22 protein-coding genes and 1 pseudogene are annotated in these 17,013 nt (G+C 61.6%); 21 read left to right on the forward strand and 2 right to left on the reverse strand.

The window, feature by feature from the left end:
• Positions 1-71 precede the first annotated feature (71 nt).
• On the reverse strand, positions 72-461 hold the full coding sequence (locus AC5RVB_RS08005; protein WP_494142430.1) for a hypothetical protein: 390 nt from the start codon (positions 459-461) through the stop codon (positions 72-74).
• A 124-nt stretch (positions 462-585) separates the two neighbouring features.
• Here AC5RVB_RS08005 and AC5RVB_RS08010 point away from each other — a divergent pair.
• The 16 genes and pseudogenes from AC5RVB_RS08010 to AC5RVB_RS08085 all read left to right on the forward strand — a co-directional run.
• Positions 586-726 (forward strand): annotated as a pseudogene (locus AC5RVB_RS08010) (RHS repeat-associated core domain-containing protein); the annotation flags it as partial.
• A gap of 147 nt (positions 727-873) precedes the next feature.
• Positions 874-1,623: a hypothetical protein gene (locus AC5RVB_RS08015; protein ID WP_494142431.1), complete on the forward strand. Its 750-nt coding sequence runs from the start codon at positions 874-876 to the stop codon at positions 1,621-1,623.
• A 21-nt stretch (positions 1,624-1,644) separates the two neighbouring features.
• Positions 1,645-1,986: a hypothetical protein gene (locus AC5RVB_RS08020; RefSeq protein WP_494142432.1), complete on the forward strand. Its 342-nt coding sequence runs from the start codon at positions 1,645-1,647 to the stop codon at positions 1,984-1,986.
• A gap of 107 nt (positions 1,987-2,093) precedes the next feature.
• Complete coding sequence (locus tag AC5RVB_RS08025) at positions 2,094-2,660, forward strand: RNA 2'-phosphotransferase (RefSeq protein ID WP_494142433.1); 567 nt, start codon at positions 2,094-2,096, stop codon at positions 2,658-2,660.
• Positions 2,661-3,383: 723 nt separating this feature from the next.
• Entirely contained in the window at positions 3,384-4,001 is a 618-nt protein-coding gene (locus AC5RVB_RS08030; RefSeq protein ID WP_494142434.1) for an RHS repeat-associated core domain-containing protein, read from the forward strand.
• A gap of 1,109 nt (positions 4,002-5,110) precedes the next feature.
• Positions 5,111-5,650 (forward strand): RHS repeat-associated core domain-containing protein, encoded by a 540-nt coding sequence (locus AC5RVB_RS08035; protein ID WP_290245160.1) that lies wholly within the window; start codon positions 5,111-5,113, stop codon positions 5,648-5,650.
• Positions 5,651-5,962 (forward strand): hypothetical protein, encoded by a 312-nt coding sequence (locus tag AC5RVB_RS08040; protein ID WP_227927921.1) that lies wholly within the window; start codon positions 5,651-5,653, stop codon positions 5,960-5,962.
• Between the two features lie 406 nt (positions 5,963-6,368).
• Entirely contained in the window at positions 6,369-6,983 is a 615-nt protein-coding gene (locus AC5RVB_RS08045; protein ID WP_227927920.1) for a hypothetical protein, read from the forward strand.
• A 360-nt stretch (positions 6,984-7,343) separates the two neighbouring features.
• Positions 7,344-7,739 carry a hypothetical protein gene (locus AC5RVB_RS08050; protein WP_227927919.1) on the forward strand — a complete coding sequence of 132 codons (396 nt, stop codon included), beginning with the start codon at positions 7,344-7,346 and terminating at the stop codon, positions 7,737-7,739.
• Positions 7,740-7,844: 105 nt separating this feature from the next.
• Positions 7,845-8,183, forward strand: coding sequence for a hypothetical protein (locus AC5RVB_RS08055; protein WP_227927918.1), 339 nt, complete (start codon positions 7,845-7,847; stop codon positions 8,181-8,183).
• Positions 8,119-8,769: an RNA 2'-phosphotransferase gene (locus tag AC5RVB_RS08060; RefSeq protein ID WP_494142435.1), complete on the forward strand. Its 651-nt coding sequence runs from the start codon at positions 8,119-8,121 to the stop codon at positions 8,767-8,769. The genes AC5RVB_RS08055 and AC5RVB_RS08060 overlap by 65 nt, the downstream gene beginning before the upstream one ends.
• Before the next feature lie 57 nt (positions 8,770-8,826).
• Entirely contained in the window at positions 8,827-9,321 is a 495-nt protein-coding gene (locus AC5RVB_RS08065) for an Imm26 family immunity protein (RefSeq protein WP_494142436.1), read from the forward strand.
• Positions 9,299-9,583 carry a hypothetical protein gene (locus AC5RVB_RS08070; RefSeq protein WP_227927916.1) on the forward strand — a complete coding sequence of 95 codons (285 nt, stop codon included), beginning with the start codon at positions 9,299-9,301 and terminating at the stop codon, positions 9,581-9,583. Before AC5RVB_RS08065 ends, AC5RVB_RS08070 begins: the two co-directional genes overlap by 23 nt.
• Before the next feature lie 59 nt (positions 9,584-9,642).
• A complete protein-coding gene (locus tag AC5RVB_RS08075; protein ID WP_494142437.1) occupies positions 9,643-10,263 on the forward strand; it encodes a hypothetical protein in 621 nt (206 codons plus the stop codon).
• Positions 10,264-10,524: 261 nt separating this feature from the next.
• Positions 10,525-11,046: an Imm26 family immunity protein gene (locus AC5RVB_RS08080; RefSeq protein ID WP_494142438.1), complete on the forward strand. Its 522-nt coding sequence runs from the start codon at positions 10,525-10,527 to the stop codon at positions 11,044-11,046.
• Between the two features lie 174 nt (positions 11,047-11,220).
• A complete protein-coding gene (locus AC5RVB_RS08085) occupies positions 11,221-12,240 on the forward strand; it encodes a DUF808 domain-containing protein (protein WP_494142439.1) in 1,020 nt (339 codons plus the stop codon).
• Between the two features lie 36 nt (positions 12,241-12,276).
• Here the strand turns inward: AC5RVB_RS08085 and AC5RVB_RS08090 are convergent, their stop codons facing one another.
• Positions 12,277-12,924, reverse strand: coding sequence for a TIGR03085 family metal-binding protein (locus AC5RVB_RS08090; protein WP_227902270.1), 648 nt, complete (start codon positions 12,922-12,924; stop codon positions 12,277-12,279).
• 99 nt (positions 12,925-13,023) lie between these two features.
• On the opposite strand from AC5RVB_RS08090, the gene hisI reads away from it, so the two are divergent.
• The 5 genes from hisI to trpC all read left to right on the forward strand — a co-directional run bounded on the left by hisI (position 13,024) and on the right by trpC (position 17,011).
• On the forward strand, positions 13,024-13,404 hold the full coding sequence (gene hisI / locus AC5RVB_RS08095; RefSeq protein WP_227902089.1) for a phosphoribosyl-AMP cyclohydrolase: 381 nt from the start codon (positions 13,024-13,026) through the stop codon (positions 13,402-13,404).
• 68 nt (positions 13,405-13,472) lie between these two features.
• Positions 13,473-15,116 carry an anthranilate synthase component I gene (locus AC5RVB_RS08100; RefSeq protein WP_494142440.1) on the forward strand — a complete coding sequence of 548 codons (1,644 nt, stop codon included), beginning with the start codon at positions 13,473-13,475 and terminating at the stop codon, positions 15,114-15,116.
• Positions 15,113-15,796 carry a Trp biosynthesis-associated membrane protein gene (locus tag AC5RVB_RS08105; protein WP_494142441.1) on the forward strand — a complete coding sequence of 228 codons (684 nt, stop codon included), beginning with the start codon at positions 15,113-15,115 and terminating at the stop codon, positions 15,794-15,796. The genes AC5RVB_RS08100 and AC5RVB_RS08105 overlap by 4 nt, the downstream gene beginning before the upstream one ends.
• An 84-nt stretch (positions 15,797-15,880) precedes the next feature.
• On the forward strand, positions 15,881-16,174 hold the full coding sequence (locus AC5RVB_RS08110) for an HGxxPAAW family protein (protein ID WP_227902086.1): 294 nt from the start codon (positions 15,881-15,883) through the stop codon (positions 16,172-16,174).
• Entirely contained in the window at positions 16,175-17,011 is an 837-nt protein-coding gene (gene trpC, locus AC5RVB_RS08115; protein ID WP_227902085.1) for an indole-3-glycerol phosphate synthase TrpC, read from the forward strand.
• The last annotated feature ends 2 nt before the right edge of the window (positions 17,012-17,013 follow it).

Genomic DNA, 17,013 nt, shown 5'->3' on the forward strand with positions numbered 1-17,013 from the left:
ACGAACGGAATGACTAGACGAAATGGAAGCCATAGCGGTCCGCCCCGTGCCACCGCTTCCTTTCAGTGCACCTACTTGATGACGTCTACAGGAACGTCTGTTTGTCGGTCCACTCCGGCGTAATTAAGGTAACCCCTTAGTTTCGGCGCATCCCCCAACGCTTCAAAGTGGCCCGCGGGGTATGGCGTCAGAATTTGGTTTCCGTCTTCCGTGGCAGGAATGTAATCGAAGTTTTCTTGTTTGGCTGCAATGTGATCGAAGACGAAATAGGCAGCCCTGGTGCCGTTATGGAACTTGATACCAAACTGGCGGAAGACCTCTCCGCTCCGGCTTTTCCCATGGATGCCGACGAGGAATGTCTCTCCCTGTGGTGCAGGGCTGCTCAACTCATATTTAACAAGCATGGATCCGTTGCCTTCGAAGACTGTGACAGCGGAAAGCGTCGGTATGTGAGCTGTCATAGTCACAGCCTAACTGGACAAAAGTGGTCGTCCCATGCTAAGCCAACTCGCCATTGAGAACGCACGGGAGGGGAGATCCGCCTAGGATCGTTTCTTCCGCCAGTTGTAAAGAACGTCCGATAGCCTGGAATGGCTCGGCGCCCGCGCGTATGATCCGGCGGCCCGGGGCTTCCTCTCCACCGACCCGCTGTCCCCGGTCCTGGGTGCCGGCTGGGACGGCAACCCGTACTCCTACGCGGGAAACAACCCGCTGAACGCCAGCGATCCCACGGGTCTGCGTCCGCTGACCGATGAAGACCTGAAAGCCTACGACGCCTCCAGTCGCGGTGCGCTGGCAGCTGCCGGGGACTGGGCTAAGGACAACTGGGAATACATTGTCGGCGGTGCCGCGATCATCGGCGGGGCGGCACTGATGTTCGTGCCCGGCGGACAGGTCTTCGGTGCGGGGCTGATCAGTTTCGGTGCCGACGTCGTTATCCAGAAAGCCACCACTGGTGAGGTGAACTGGGTCCAGGCCGGGATTTCCGGAGGCCTAGGCATGACCGGCGCCGGCGTGGGAATGATCGCCGGCAGGATGGTCAACAATCCCGTCATCCGGATGGCGGTGGAGAATGGGGTTGAAGGGGCAATTACCGGGGCGGGGGACTATTACAACGGTCCGGGCCCGCATACAGCCTCGGGTGCGTTGGCGGCTGCCGCACGGGGCGGCGCCACGAGCGCAGTACCCGGTCCCAGCCTCCCGTACAAAAAGCTTGGAGACTTTCCGGTAACTGTGCTCGACCCCGCTGACGTACGTTTCAGCCAGCGAAGTGTAAATGAGCTACAAGAGAAAATCGATAACATGGCTAAGGATGGATGGAAAGATCTGGATCCGGCCGACGTCGTCATCATGCCTGACGGCGGGTACACAACACTTGACCACAGGCGAGTGCTGTCCGCCCGGTACACAGACAATCCCCTTTATGCTCATGTCCATCATCACTCCGACCCTTTTGATGATCCCACGACGGGAGACCGCTTTCCAGCCACGCGTGGGCCAAATAAGGGCTTGCCTGCCAGCAACTGGGGTGAAGCGGTTGAAAATAGAATTGGAAAACAGGGGGCAGCCTTCCGCAACGCGTATCCGCAGGGGTCACCGTTCATCGGATGGTCCGGGGACTAACATTTCGAAGGAACTAATGCAATGAAAGAGATAGAATCGCTCCCCGCTTTGTATGAGCACATGATTGAGTGCGGGATTACCGATCTGGATCCATGGGCGGTGTTACGGGGAGAAATGCAGCTGCGGCGGGCTCAACATATTGAGAAGGTACTCCCAGGCTGGGGGATCATTCCTTTTGCGCGGAGGACTGATAACGATGATGTGGCGTGCTGGACCGGCAGCAAGGTTGTAGTGATCGATGACTGGGATGTCTGGCCGGACGAGAATGGCGCGCCTTGGCGCAAGGTGGAACGGGAATACGCCTCCATGGAGGAATGGTTCCTTGCTGCCGCCCGGGACTTCATCGAGTTCGACTGGAGTTGACCTGGGCCCCCAGAAGGGTCTGATAGGGGGATTGGCCCTTGTACCCGGATTGCTCCCAGGGGAGAAAATGAACAGTTCCGCCCGGCACACCGAAAGGCACCACGCAATTGACGAGTACTCCGAGCCGGTCAGCGATCAGCAGGGTGTTATCCCACGCGCTTCGCCATGCCCCGGGTGAATATGGACTGGTGCTGGATCCGGAAGGGTGGGCGCCGGTTCCTCAGGTGCTCGCTGCCCTGCATCGGTTAGGTCCGGAGTGGGAAGCCGTTGACGAGGTGATGCTCCACGGGGTGCTTGAGGCTGCTGGAAAAAAGCGCCATCAGATAAGCGATGGACGAATCCGGGCCGTGCACGGACATTCCGTGCCTGTGCGCCCGGCGGAGGAACCCATGGAGCCGCCCGCGGTGCTTTTCCACGGGACCGCGCGGGATACTGTGCCGGTGATTCGGGCTGCCGGAGTTTTGCCCATGGGGCGCCGGTATGTTCACCTGGCGGAGACCGCGGAGCAGGCGAGGGAAGTCGGGCAGCGTAAGGACAGCTCCCCGGTGATTCTTGCCATTGATACCGGTCTGGCCGTCTCGCGCGGTGTTTCCTTCTATCGGTCGGAGTCCGGAGTCTGGCTGTCCGGTCCCATCCCTGCGGCCGCGGTAAACATACTGGACGTTAGCGACTGACAACTAGGTATACGGGCGGCAGAAGGTATGGGAGTAAGGGGGGTACGAGTAAACCATGCAAAACAAGACTGGTCTGCTAACTGGAGATATGTCCCGCTTCGCCTTCATTCTGCGGGTGATGGGCCTATCGGATTTGGCACAGGGGTATGACGAAGTCGCCGGGAAGCTTCGAAAAGATCAGTCACCCGAGACTGTGTTGGAGGCTAAGGCTTGGGGTCGCGAGAAGTTTCGGAAACGGCAGCGGCAGTCTTAGCGATCGTTACGTTTACAGCGATGGAGTAATCGATGAGTCATTGAATGCCGAATACGAAGCCCTCCTTCACAAACTGACTAACTTTGCGAATGGCGCCTAGGCCGTCCGGTGCGCCCTGCAGTCCTGCGTCGGGCTAGGTCCCTGGGGCGGACAAGCAGTGCCCCGGGCCCCCGACGACGTCGTATGTCACCGCTCCAACGAGCGGCTCGATTCTCGCAAGCGCATTCAGAAGACAATCAGCAGAGAGATTGACGGAGGTGTGTCTAGGGCGGTGCCTTAGAACACACCCCGGCCGGGTCGCGGGTGTATGCCTATGACGTTGCCGGGGAACTGACCTCCGTCACCGAGCCGGACGGGTCCCGGACGGAATATGTCTACGACGGGCTCGGCCGGAGGTCCCGGCTGATTCGCCCGGACGGGTCCTGGACCGAATACGCCTGGGGCGAGACCGGGTACCTGCAGGAGAAACTGTGGACCGCACCCCGGACGGCGCCGAGACTGCCCGGCATGAGTTGTGGATAGATGCCCTCGGCGAGTTGGCGTCGGTGGACGGCTGCCCGGTGTGGTGGGACAGTGCCAGTGCAGTTCCCACGCTGGCTGGCGTTGGTGACGAGCAGGTGTTGAGCCTGCCCGGCGGGGTGACCGGGATCGGTGATGCCTGGATCGCACCGGGATGGCGTGCTGCCTGGGCCACGGACCAGGACGATCCGTGGGCGGTGCTGGGTGCCTCGGTCATTCCGGAACCGGGCGCCGTCTCCACCGGGTCCGCTCTGGGCGCCACCCCCGGAACAGCCGGTGGGTTGCCGGCCGGTATCGGTCTGACCGGTGACGGTGGCCTGGATGTTGCGGGCTTGGAATGGTTTGGTGCCCGCGCGTATGATCCGGGAGCCAGGGGCTTCCTCTCCGCCGACCCGCTGTCCCCGGTGCTCGGTGCAGGCTGGGACGGCAACCCGTACTCCTATGCGGGCAACAACCCGCTGAACGTTTGCCGGTCCCGATTTATGACTTCACCAGAAAGCACCTGTCAGAACGGCATCACGTCGGCTTGCACGTATGGGCGAATGAGAAGTGGATTAATAATCAAATAATGCAGGGCAAGGATCTTGTGGACATTGGAGCGCCGATGGGTCCTCGGGTCGGGGGATAACGCCAATGGATCCGAGCCCCTACTACGACGAGGAACTAGAGCGCGTAGCAGGTTATCCTGGCTATAGTCAGGATCCGCAGGCATCTTGGGACCTGAAACTCTAGGAGATGCACATATTATGCCGCCGAATAATCCCTCATACTTCCGGCTCGTGTCTTCACCGCGACGTAGGCTGTTTGGGTTTGTAGCCGACCCTGAGTACCTTGTCTTGTCACCTGAAAACGAGCCCAAACGTGTTCGGTTGAGGGATCTTCCTGCGGCGCTGGGTGTCCCTCCCGGAGGATCGCGCCGCGACTGGCAGGAGTGCGAGATGATTGCGACTGCCTTATACGAGGAAGGAGGGACAACAAAGTGGGTGGAATATCCCACCGGGAGGGTTTATAACGATTCCCAATTGCAGCGGTAAATTGCTTCGCATGCCGGCGGGGCCAGCTGGTCTCCCGCACCCGCGGAGCCGAGGGCATGGCCTGGTGTTATTACGCGGACGGTTACCGTACGTCCTTCACTGACACCGCCGGCACCACCACGACCTATTCCCGAAACGCTGCGGGCCGGATTAGGACCGTGCACAACCCCCGGCTGAGGGAAGCGCAGTTCACGCCGCAGGTACACATTCCCAAGTCGCACACACAGGGCAGAATCATCAACGATTGGGAGCTGAAATTGACTGAACCACGACTAGATGTGGGTATTCGACTCTTGTTGAAGCTCTCGACCTATCTTGAAGAATATGGGAAGGGTACAGCAGCTAATAGGTTTCAACGATGGGCAGATGAACTCAAAACGAATCCTTCAAAGAAGGATCTGTACGAGGTGTGCCGCGGCATCATTGAGGCCTTAGGCGCTGGATCGGGCCGGGTTACGGACATATATTTTGCTCACCCTGATGGGAGACCGAACATTGAACGCACGAATGATTACATGGAGACAATTCAGGCTGTGCGGCGGTTCGCGAGACGGGCTGTACCGCCTCGGTCGTACTTTCTTCGGTAGCCACGCAGTAGTGGGAACGTGGGGGATGCCAGCTCTCCCAGACTGATCCGGACGGGAATGCCACCCATTGGACGGACGCCGCTGGACGCGAGAAAAAGCACCTGCCATAACGGGAACGGTGCGGCCCAGGTGTTGAACCTGCCCGACGGGGTGACCGGGGTAGGGGATGCCTGGATCGCACCGGGATGGCGTGCTGCCCGGGCCACGGATCAGGACGATCCGTGGGCGGTGCTGGGTGCCTCTGTGATCCCGGAACCGGGTGCCATGTCCGGAAGCGCCGGGCCCGGCCCGGGCGCAATCCGCGGAATGGCCGGTGGTTTGCCAGCCGGTATCGGTCTGACCGGTGACGGTGGCCTGGATATTGCCGGCCTGGAATGGCTCGGCGCCCGCGCGTATGATCCGGCGGCCCGGGGCTTCCTCTCCACCGACCCGCTGTCTCCGGTCCTGGGTGCCGGTTGGGACGGCAACCCGTACTCCTATGGGGGCAACAACCCGCTGAACGCCAGCGACCCCACGGGTCTGCGTCCGCTGACCGATGAGGATTTGAAGGCGTATGACGCCTCCAGTCGCGGTGCGCTGGCTGCTGCGGGGGACTAGGTGAAGGGCAACTGGGAATACATTGTCGGCGGTGCCGCGATCGTCGGCGGGGCGGCAGTGATGTTCGTTCCCGGCGGCCAGGTCTTCGGCGCCGGTCTGATCAGCTTTGGTGCCGACGTCGTCATCCAGAAAGCCACTACGGGGGAAGTGAACTGGGTCCAGACCGGAATCTCCGGGGGCCTGGGCATCCTTGGTTTCGGCGCCGGCGCGGCGGTGGGCAGGGCCGTTCAACAACCCTGTGGTGCGTGCGGCGGTAGAAGCAGGTGTGGACTGGGCGATCACCGGGGGCGGCGAATACCTGGCCCAGACTAAAGACCCGAGCCTTGCCGGGCTCGCCCGTGCTGCCCCGAAACGCGGTGGCGCCGAGCTGGTAGCTAAGGGGCAGAGAGGTGTAGATGCATCGATTGACGCCCTCTTACAGTGCGGCGACAAACTGCTTGGTACGGAAGTTACGTTTGACGTGGGCGGTGTCCGGACACAATTGGACATTGTGGCTGAACGACCCGACGGTACTGTTTACCTTATTGAGGCAAAAACGGCCCGCACGCGGGCCCAACGAAAAACCAGAAGATTGCGTATCCCATTCTTCGTGAAATGCGTGGCATACCTGTAGGGGAACATGCCCACGAGGCCCAGTTTGAGCCCGGAGTGCCTATCGGCCCGATAGAAGTGCAAGTGGATAAGTACGTCCCGGCCATATAAGTGAAACGGAGCTTGGATGTCGTTGCAGGATGAGGTGCTTGCCGCTTGGGCAGGCTTGTTGAAAGAGCATGGTTTTCGCAAGGTCCGTGGTTTGAGCACGATACCTTTCGGAAAAGATTGGCTTGGCGTGGTAGGCGTGAATCTGGCGACGTACAACGGTGCGGGGCCGGTGGATGCACTGCCGGTGGTGGGAGTGCGGTGGAAGCCTCTGGGTACGATATTTGAAGAACTGAATCCGAAGGTTCCCAAGAGTACGACGTCCACTCTGTCCAGGCCGCTTTATACCCTCGTTCCAGGTCACGACGGGGCGCAATGGCGTGTACGGGCCGACAAAGATGCGCCGGTGCATCTGGAAGAGGCTGTTGACGCCGTGCTTCGTTGGGGTGTTCCGTTTATGGAATCTCTCTGCGATCCGTCGGTGGTTGTCGAAAGACTTCGTCCGCCTTCGCAGTTCGCGGTTAACCCTGCGGCCTCCTGGATGACCTATCCAATTGCTTTGGTATTGACTGACCGCCGATCAGAGGCCGTAAAGGTGGTGACTCAGCACTTACAGGAAGTTGCTGATAAACCGGACCTGGCTTCTAAATTCTATGTTGAATACGCCGACCGTTTCCTGGAGAAGTACGCCTGAGAGCGCAGCCGACGTACGTCAGGGCAACCAAGGTGACCCGAAGGCGCCTATCCCTGTTGTGTGGGAGGACATAATTCTTCCTAGGACGTTCGCTTTAGAGTCGGTCGGGTCCAAGAGCATGTGAACCTGGACGGTATGTTGCGAGGTGCCCGCTATCCAGCTGATTATCATACGGTGAAAGAAGGTGCGCAGGGGTGGTTGCTTATTATCGCTGTGCGACTGGGGGTACTAGGTGATTTAGTAACACCAAGATTGGAAATAGTTGGCCTCATTGAGCAGAAGATAGAGAGACAACCGATCTCTTGAGAAACGTCCGTGTATCAAGGATCAAGACACCGACGGAAAGGTAGTCTCCACGTTATGACTTACGATATTTTAGCGTTCGAATCCGACAGTGTGGTTGAAGCAGATTTCCCCGCATGGTGGGCTGAACAGTCGCGTTGGGCAGAGAATCATTCATACGATGACGTAGCCGTAACAAGTCCCTCGTTGAACAGGTTTTACAAGGAGCTAATTCAAACCTTTCCTCCCATGAACGGACCTGATTCTCCGACGGATGTGGAGCTCGACCAGGATCCCGGCTTGGAAGATCGTCTTGCTGACTACTCGATCGGAACCACAGTGGTCTACGGGGCGTTCGCGTGGAGTCAGGAGCCGGAAGCGCGGGAGCTTTTCACTTCTTTGGCTTCCAAGCATGGTGTTGCTGTTGCTTTGGTCAGCGACCGTGGAGAAATTCTTCGACCACCCGGACACTGAGGGGACGACGCCCCTGCGGAGACCCCGATGTTCGACGCGTTAGCGGCGCTGAATTGTAGTGTTTTTGCATGCGTGGGCCCATGCAGCGACGCCTAAGATGACGCGATGAGAGAAATTCAATCGCTGCCTGCTCTTTATGCCCACATGATTGAGTGTGGCATTACCGATCTGGATCCGTGGGCGGTATTACAGGGAGAGATGCAGCTGCGGCGGGCTCAACATATTGAGCAGGTATTCCCGGGGTGGGGGATCATTCCCTTTGCCCGTCGGACCGATAACGACGACGTGGCGTGCTGGACCGGCAGCAAGGTTGTAGTGATCGATGACTGGGATCTTATTTGGGATGAGAACGGCCCCCGACGTTTGGTGGCACGTGAGTATGGCTCGATGGAGGAATGGTTCCTTGCTGCCGCCCGAGACTTCATCGAGTTCGACTGGAGTTGACCTGGGCCCCCAGAAGGGTCCGGTAAGGGGATTGGCCCTCGAACAGTTCCGCCCGGCACACCGAAAGACCACGCAATTGACGAGTACTCCGAGCCGGTCCGAGATCAGCAGGGTGTTGTCCCATGCGCTTCGTCATGCCCCGGGTGAGTATGGGCTGGTGCTGGATCCGGAGGGATGGGCGCCGGTTGCTCGAGTGCTTGCTGCCCTGCATCGGTTAGGTCCGGAGTGGGAGGCCGTTGACGAGGTGATGCTTCACGGGGTGCTTCAGGCTGCTGGGAAAAAGCGCCATCAGATAAGTGATGGACGGATTCGTGCGGTGCACGGCCATTCCGTGCCGGTTCGGCCGGCGGAGGAACCCATTGAGCCGCCCGCGGTGCTTTTCCACGGGACCGCGCGAGATACTGTCCCGGTCATTCGGGTTGCCGGGATCCTGCCGATGGGGCGCCGGAATGTTCACCTGGCGGAGACCGTGGAGCAGGCGAGGGAAGTCGGGCAGCGTAAGGACAGCTCCCTGGTGTTATGGCGGGCCAACAAACAAGGGGAATCCGGATGGTCTGCTTTCGAACAAGCGACACCAGATGAATGATAAGCGATATGCAGATGCCGGAGGAGATCTATGGTAAGGGCTCAAAAATGGGCTTCTTTGAAAGACGGTGACGTCTTCAAGATTCCTCTAGGCGATGGCAGGGCGGCGGTTGGCCAAGTTGTTTCTTCATACTTGTCCGCCTATTACGTGGTTATTTTCGATTTCGTGGCATCGGAGGAAGAAGTGCCTCCGCTGGTCACGGAGGCGCTCCAGTCTGAGCCAGTCTTTGCTGGATTGTCGAGGGATGCTCTGTTCCGACCAGGGCGATGGCAGGTACTCGAGAACAGGACCGTAGACAGTCGAAAATACCTCCCGGCATACAAAGTCGGGTGGCAGGCCCCAGGAGAGTACATGGTGGTGGACTTTTCTGGTGAGAGAATGCGCCCTGCCACTGAATTGGAAAAGGAGATACTGCCCAACAGGACTACATTATCTGCTGCGATCTTTGAAGATGCTCTCCGAGTCCACGTTGGTTTGGAACCTTGGAGAGACTCCTTTGATAACCTCCGAGCAGAAAAGAATGTTAAGAGTGCAGATCTCTTCCGAGACTGAAAAGGTTGGAGAGGCCCAGACGCAGCGGGCACAGCATATCGACAAGGTACTCCCCGGCTGGGAAATCATTCCTTTTGCCCGAAGGACCGATGATGACGACGTGGCGTGCTGGACCGGCAGCAAAGTCGTAGTGATTGATGACTGGGATCTTTGGCCGGACGAGAACGGGATGCCGATACGCCGTGTGGGGCGGGAGTACTCCACTATGGAGGAATGGTTCCTAGCAGCGGCTCGAGACTTCATCGAGTTCGACTGGAGTTGATCCACGGCGAGTTCAGATCCGTAGGTACGATCCCGCGATATAACCGATAGGAGTGCTGCGTGTCAGTAGAGGACGAATTGTTCGGCGCGTGGGACGTTCTCGTCAGGGAGCACGGGTTTCGTAAGTCGGGATTCATTCATACGCTGCCTTTGGGGAAAGACTGGCAGGGTTGGCTGGGATTGAACTCGGCGGGCTATCGCGGTGCGGGGCCGGTGGATGTGTTGCCTGTGGTGGGGGTGCGCTGGAAGCCGCTTGAAAAAGTTTTTCGGGAGCTGAATCCTCAACTCCCGAAGAGCGTGTCGCCGACGCTGTCCCAGCCGTTGAGTTACGAGCTTGTGAAGGGGCCGCATAACGGCGCCCAATGGCGTGTGCGGGACGCAGCAGGGGAACCTTTTCAGCTGGAAGGTGTCCTGGACGATGTGGTCCGTTGGGGAATCCCGTTTATGGAGTCCCTCTGTGATCCTGAGGGAGTGGTCGAGAGGTTGCGGCCGCCCTCGCAGTTCAGCGCCCATCCGGGTTTACCGCGGAAGACTTACCCCATAGCCCTGGCACTGACAGGCCGACGCGAGGAGGCTGTGGACTTCGTGAGGGAGCAGCAGCGGGAAGCGGCGAATAAGACGGATGCTGCCTCTCGGGATTACGTGGCATATGCAGACCGTTTTTTGGAGAAGTACGCCTGAGAGTGAACGTCCGTACGACGGCGGCTCACCTGGTTACTGCAACGACCACGCCGTAGGGCGAGTCGGATGCTGCCGCAGAACTGCGGGCGTGGGATTCTGAGCGTCATGGAAGAGCGACTAACCTTTCCCACGCTGAAAGACGGGGATGTCTTCAAGGTTCCCTTGGGAGATGATCTGAGAGCAGGGGATATTGTCACCAGTGCGGACCTCTTCGGCGACTAACGTGAGCGATGAAAGAGGCGAAAGGATGAGAGGAGCCGAATGGGCAAGGGTCAAAGAGCAGCGACCCCGAGGGACGGTGACATCTTTACGATCCCGCTGGGCGACGGAAGGGTCAGCGTGGGACAGGTTATCTCGTCCTTCCATAGCGCGTATTACATAGTTGTACGGGACTTCGCTGTGCGGGTGGACGAACTTCCCTTGCGGCTTCCGGAAGCCCTTGGTGCTGAGCCGGTCCTCGCGGGATTGACCTTTGATGCACTGATTGGTCACGGGCATTGGAAGGTAGTGGACAATCGGCCAGTGGGTGGAAAGAAGTATCTGCCTGCCTACAAAACCGGCACTGCTGAGATGGGGAACTGCATGATTGAAGACTTCAAAGGCGAAGTCTGGCGTCCCGCCACGGCAGTAGAGGCCGAGGTCATCCCGTTCAGGGACAACACGGCACCCATCCGCTTCGAAAAGGCGATGAAGGCCCATATGGGGTTGGAACCCTGGGATGATTCCTATGAACGTATCCGCGTTGGAGACGTTGTCACCAGCGCAGATATTTTCGGCTGGTGAGCTCAAGGAGGATTCGCCTGGACAGAGACCGTGGACGTACTTCCTTTGGCGATAGGTCCTGTTGAGCCGGGAACCTGCTGCCCGCCGGTTCTATAATTCCGGTATGCCAATTTTGCGCCTCGAGGGCGCTCTCCATGACCAACCGCCCGGATCACATCAGCACGGAGCCGGCCTGTGAGCGGCGGGCTCGTCGCCCTGCTGGATGACGTCGCCGCCCTGGCACGCATCGCGGCCGCATCCGTGGATGACATCGCAGCGGGAGCAGCGAAAGCCGGAGCCAAGGCCGCCGGCGTCGTCATAGACGATGCAGCGGTGACGCCGCAGTACGTCTCCGGTGCCGACCCGTCCCGCGAACTCCCGATGATCAAAAAGATCTTCTGGGGTTCGCTGCGGAACAAGCTGCTCATCATCCTGCCGGCCCTGCTGCTGATCAGCGCCTTCATCCCGGGCGTGATTCCGTTCATCCTGATGCTCGGCGGCACGTACCTCTGCTATGAGGGCGCAGAGAAGGTCTGGCACAAGTTCTTTGGCCACCATGAGGACAAGGAGGCCCCGGCGGTAGAGCGGGGGCCCGACGCCGAGTCCAAGGTGGTCAAGGGAGCCATCACCACGGACTTCATCCTCTCCTGCGAGATCATGGTCATCTCCATGAACGAGGTGGGCGATGCCTCCATCTGGGTACGTGCGGTCATCCTCGTGGTCGTCGCCATTGCGATCACCATCCTTGTGTATGGAGCTGTGGGGCTGATCGTCAAAATGGACGACATCGGCCTGCATCTGGCGAAGAAGGAGTCAGCCGGCTCGCAGCGCCTCGGCGGCCTGCTGGTGAAGGGTATGCCTGCTGTACTGGCGGCGATCACCTTCGTGGGAACCATCGCGATGCTCTGGGTGGGCGGGCACATCATGCTGGTAGGGGCGTCCGACCTTGGCTGGCACGCACCCTATGACCTGGTCCATACCCTGGAGCATCCGTTCGCCGGAGTTGCAGTGGTGGGCGGTTTCCTGGCCTGGCTGGTGAACACGCTGTGCTCAGCCGTCGTAGGACTCGCCTGGGGCCTGGTAGTCATGACGGTGTTGATCCCCGTGAAAAAGGTGCTGCCCTTTGGTAAGAAGGACGCGCACACCAGCGGTGACACGAGGGCGGCAGCCGCCGGACACACACCGGACAAAGCGGACACTGATCCCGCAGGTTAGGCGCCGGAACCAACGGCGCCGTGCGGGGGTCGGAACCTAGATTCCGATCTCCGCACTTTCCAGCAGTGCAACCGCATCCGGCTGGCCCTCGAACATCACCAGGGCATGGCGGGTGCGGCCGTGGGCATGCATCAGCAGCTCACCGGGCTCGCCGACAATCGCCACCGACACGGGCGCCCGCTTGGCCACATGCCGGGGGCCGTCCGGGCGGACCAGGACGATTCCCAGGTCCACGCCGCGGTAGAGGATGGCAGCACGCTTGATCAGCTCGGCCCAGAGGGCATCCGAATAGTCGTTGTCCAGGGCCCGCGGCGCCCACCGGTCGGTGCCGGCACGGCGGATGTCCTCGGTGTGGACAAAGTACTCGCTGAGGTTGGCGCTGTTGTCCACGGACTTGATCTTCATGGGGGAGAGCAGCGGCGGTCCGGACCGGAACTGGCGGACAAGCCTGGCATAGCTCTCCGTGGTGGAGGCTTTCTGCGCAACTTCTTCGAGGGCACGGTCAGCCCGCCCGGCCAGCGGCTTCACGAACAGGCCCACGGCGGAACTGATTTTGTGCTCGCGCAGGTACAGGTGTGCGGCCAGCTGCCGGGTCTGCCATCCGTTGCAGAGCGTGGGCGCATCAGGACCCGCCGCGAGCAAGGTCTCGGCAAGGACTTCACGGGACGGTTCTACGTAATGCATCACTGCTGAAACTAGCACGGAACGCCGGAAATGGGCGGCGTGGCGGCACATTACCCCGGGTTGGGCAGTGAGATGGCAGCGGGCAGTAGAATCAGTACGATGTCCTCCACACCTTCTCCCCAGACTCCTCAGCTTGCCCCCGAGCTCCGCGCCGCCCTGAAGCGCGACGACGCCGGGCTGGTGGCCGCCATCGTTCAGCAGTACGACACCAACGAGGTCCTGATGCTGGGCTGGATGGATGAGGAAGCCCTGCACCGTACGCTGACCAGCGGACGGGTCACCTTCTGGTCCCGCTCCCGGCAGGAATACTGGCGCAAGGGCGACACCTCCGGACATGTGCAGTGGGTAAAGTCCGTGGCGCTGGACTGCGACGGCGACGCCCTGCTGGTCCGTGTGGATCAGGTCGGGGCTGCGTGCCACACCGGCACCCGGACCTGCTTTGACGGCCGCGAACTCGATGCCGCCGTCGGCACCCGCTGACCGGACCTCCCGCAACGCCGCACCATCATCACCAGCCGTACCCGAACCCGATAGGGAAGCAGAACACCATGCGCGATCTTGGAGCCATCCGCCCCGGCCTGGAGGAATTCCGGTCCCTGGCCGCCGACCGCCGGGTCATCCCGGTCCGCCTGACGGTCCTGGCGGACGCACACACCCCTATCGGGATCTACCGCAAGCTCACCAACGGCGAGCCGGGAACCTTCCTGATGGAATCCGCCGCGTCCGGCGGCGTCTGGTCCCGGTATTCCTTCATCGGCGCCCGCTCCCGGGCCACCCTGACCACCCTGGATGGAAAAGCGCACTGGCTCGGCCAGCCGCCGGCCGGTGTTCCCGTGGATGGCAGCCCGGTGGAAGCCCTGGCCCGGACCGTGGAGCTGCTGGCCACTGACCGCTTCGACGAGGTTCCCCCGTTCACCTCCGGCATGGTGGGTTTTGTCGGCTGGGAAACCGTGCGGCACTGGGAAAAGCTGCCCAACCCGCCCGCGGATGACCTGGACCTGCCGGAAATCGCCATGAACCTGGTCTCTGACATGGCCATCCATGACAACAGTGACGGCACGGTGACGCTGGTTGCCAATGCCATCAACTTCGACGGTTCGGACGAGCGGGTCGATGAGGCGTGGCATGACGCCGTCGGCCGCCTTCGCTCCATGCTCGACCGCCTCGCGGCACCCACACCACAGGCAGTGTCCGTGCTGCCCGCAGGCGGAGTCGACGCCGCCGACCTGACCGCCAACGTCAAGGAAAGCTGGCCGAAACCCGACTACACCCGGGCAGTGCAGCGGGGCAAGCAGGCCATCGTGGACGGTGAAGTGTTCCAGGTGGTCATTTCACGCCGCTTCGAGGCCGAGTGCCATGCTGCGGCGTTGGATGTCTACCGGGTCCTGCGCACCACCAACCCCAGCCCCTACATGTACCTCTTCAACTTCGAAGACGCCCACGGCAACCCGTTCAATGTAGTGGGATCCTCGCCGGAAGCCCTGGTCACGGTCACCGGCCGCGATGTCATCACCCACCCGATTGCCGGCTCCCGCCCCCGCGGCCGGACCTCCGAACTCGACCGGGCACTGGCCGAGGAACTGCTGGAAGACGAAAAGGAACGCGCCGAGCACCTGATGCTGGTGGACCTGGCCCGCAACGACCTTTCCAAGGTCTGCCGCCCCGGCAGCATCGACGTCACCCAGTTCATGGAAGTGGAACGGTTCAGCCACATCATGCACCTGGTCTCCACCGTCGTCGGACGCCTGGCCGACACCTCCACGGCCTACGACGTCCTCGCGGCCACCTTCCCAGCGGGCACCCTCTCCGGTGCGCCGAAGCCGCGGGCCCTGCGCCTGCTCGACGAAGTTGAGCCGCACCGCCGCGGCATCTACGGCGGCGTGGTCGGATACCTGGACTTCGCCGGAGACATGGATATGGCCATCGCCATCCGCTCGGCGCTGCTGCGGGATGGAAAGGCCTACGTGCAGGCCGGCGGCGGAATAGTCAACGACTCTGATCTGGAAGCCGAAGCACAGGAAACCGTCAACAAGGCGGCTGCACCCCTCCGGGCGGCGCTCATCGCCGGCTCGCTGAAAACTGTCGCCGCACCGGGTGAAACCGGACCGGGTAAACCGGCGGACCGCACTTCCGCGCCCTCCGCACCCGCCACCCGACCGCAGGAATCCGTACCCCAGGAAGCAGACAAGTGAGCACCACGCCCGCCGCATCATCCCGCTCCACCCCGCCGGCACCCCGCTGGCGGCGCAAGGCAACCGTTGTGATGGGAACCGTCCTGCTGGCGGCCCTCGCCTTCGGCACCACAACCCGCACCTGGCTGAACGTCACACTCCCGGCCACCGACGTCGTGACCCCGGATGTGGCTGTCGCCGGCAGTGACGCGGCCACCGCAGTCACCGCCTTCGCCGTCGTGGCCGTGGCCGCCGCCCTGGCAGCCGCCATTGCCGGACGGATTGCCCGCTGGATCATCGGCGTGATCCTGGTGATCTCCGGCATCGGAGTGGCGGTGGCCAGCTACCGGATCATCAGCGACCCGCTCCAGGGCGCCGCCGGCGCCATTGGCAAGGCCATCGGCGTCAGCTCCGCCGAGGGCACCGCGGTGGAAGTGACCGCCATGCCGTATGTGGCACTGGTGATCGGCATCCTCATTGCCCTGGCCGGTGTCTGGCTCTCCCTCGCGGGACGGCACTGGAGCACCTCGCGCCGCTATGCTGCGCCGGCGGCAGGTGCCGCGGGGGACCGCGAGGGCGGAACCGGCGCGAACACCCCCGGAGACGCCGCAGCCGGCAGCAATGACCGGGACGCGGAACCCGTGGACGAGATTGACGGCTGGGACCAGCTCTCCCGCGGCGAAGACCCGACCGACAAATAGACCCGCACCAAAGCTACATATAAGAGGGTTTCCGTCCAGCTAATGGCAGAATGGAACCCAGATTCGTTAATGAGGAGATTCACCATGAGCACAAACACCACTGACCAGCGCCTCGAAGCCGGCCAGGAAAACGAGGGCGAAGCCCACGCCAGCATCCACGACGAGACCATTGGGCACGGCAACACCCCCGCCGCCTGGACCTGCGTCCTCATCATGATCGTTGGTGCCGCTGTTTCATCCGTCGCCTACATCATGGCCAGCTTCGTTGGCTTCTTCGCCGGCATCGCCGTGATGCTCATCGGCCTGGTTGTGGGCTTCATCATGCGCAAGGCAGGCTACGGCGTCAACGGATCAAAGCTGAAGAACAGCAGCCACTAGGTGAGCGTTCTCGACGACATCATTGCCGGCGTCCGGGAAGATCTCTCCCGGCGCCGGCAGGGCGTATCGCTGGAGCAGGTGCGCGACGCCGCTGCCCTGGCTCCGGCGCCGCTTGATGCCTTCGCGGCGCTCGGCGGAAACGCTGATCCGCGTACCGAGCTGCGGGTCATCGCCGAGGTCAAGCGCAGCAGCCCCTCAAAGGGCGCCCTGGCCGACATTGCGGACCCGGCTGCCCTCGCAGCCAGCTACGAGCGCGGGGGAGCGGCCGTTATCAGCGTCCTCACCGAGGAGCGCCGGTTCGGCGGCTCGCTGGCGGACCTGGACGCCGTCCGCGCCGCGGTAGGAATTCCGGTCCTGCGCAAGGACTTCACCGTTGACGAGTACCAGATCTGGGAGGCGCGGGCACACGGCGCGGACCTGATCCTGCTGATCGTGGCGGCGCTGGACGACGCGCAGCTGCGCAGTTTCCTCGACCTCACCCACGAGCTGGGCATGAACGCCCTCGTGGAGACGCACACCCCTGAGGAAGTCGAGCGCGCCGTGGCGCTGGGTGCCCGGATCATCGGCATCAACGTCCGCAACCTCAAGACGCTCGACGTCGACCGTTCGGTGTTCGCCTCGCTCGCCGGCAGCATTCCCGCCGGGCCCGTGGTGATTGCCGAGTCCGGTGTCCGTGATGCCGCCGACGTCGAACACTATGCCTCCCACGGGGCAAACGCGGTGCTGGTGGGTGAGGCGCTGGTAAAGCACGCCACCCCGGCACAGACCATCGGCGAATTCACCGCAGCGGGGGCAGGCGCCATTGCCGCGCGCGGCGCCGTGGAAGCCAACCCATAGCT

The sequence above is a fragment of the Arthrobacter sp. Y3225209 genome, from assembly GCF_059090685.1.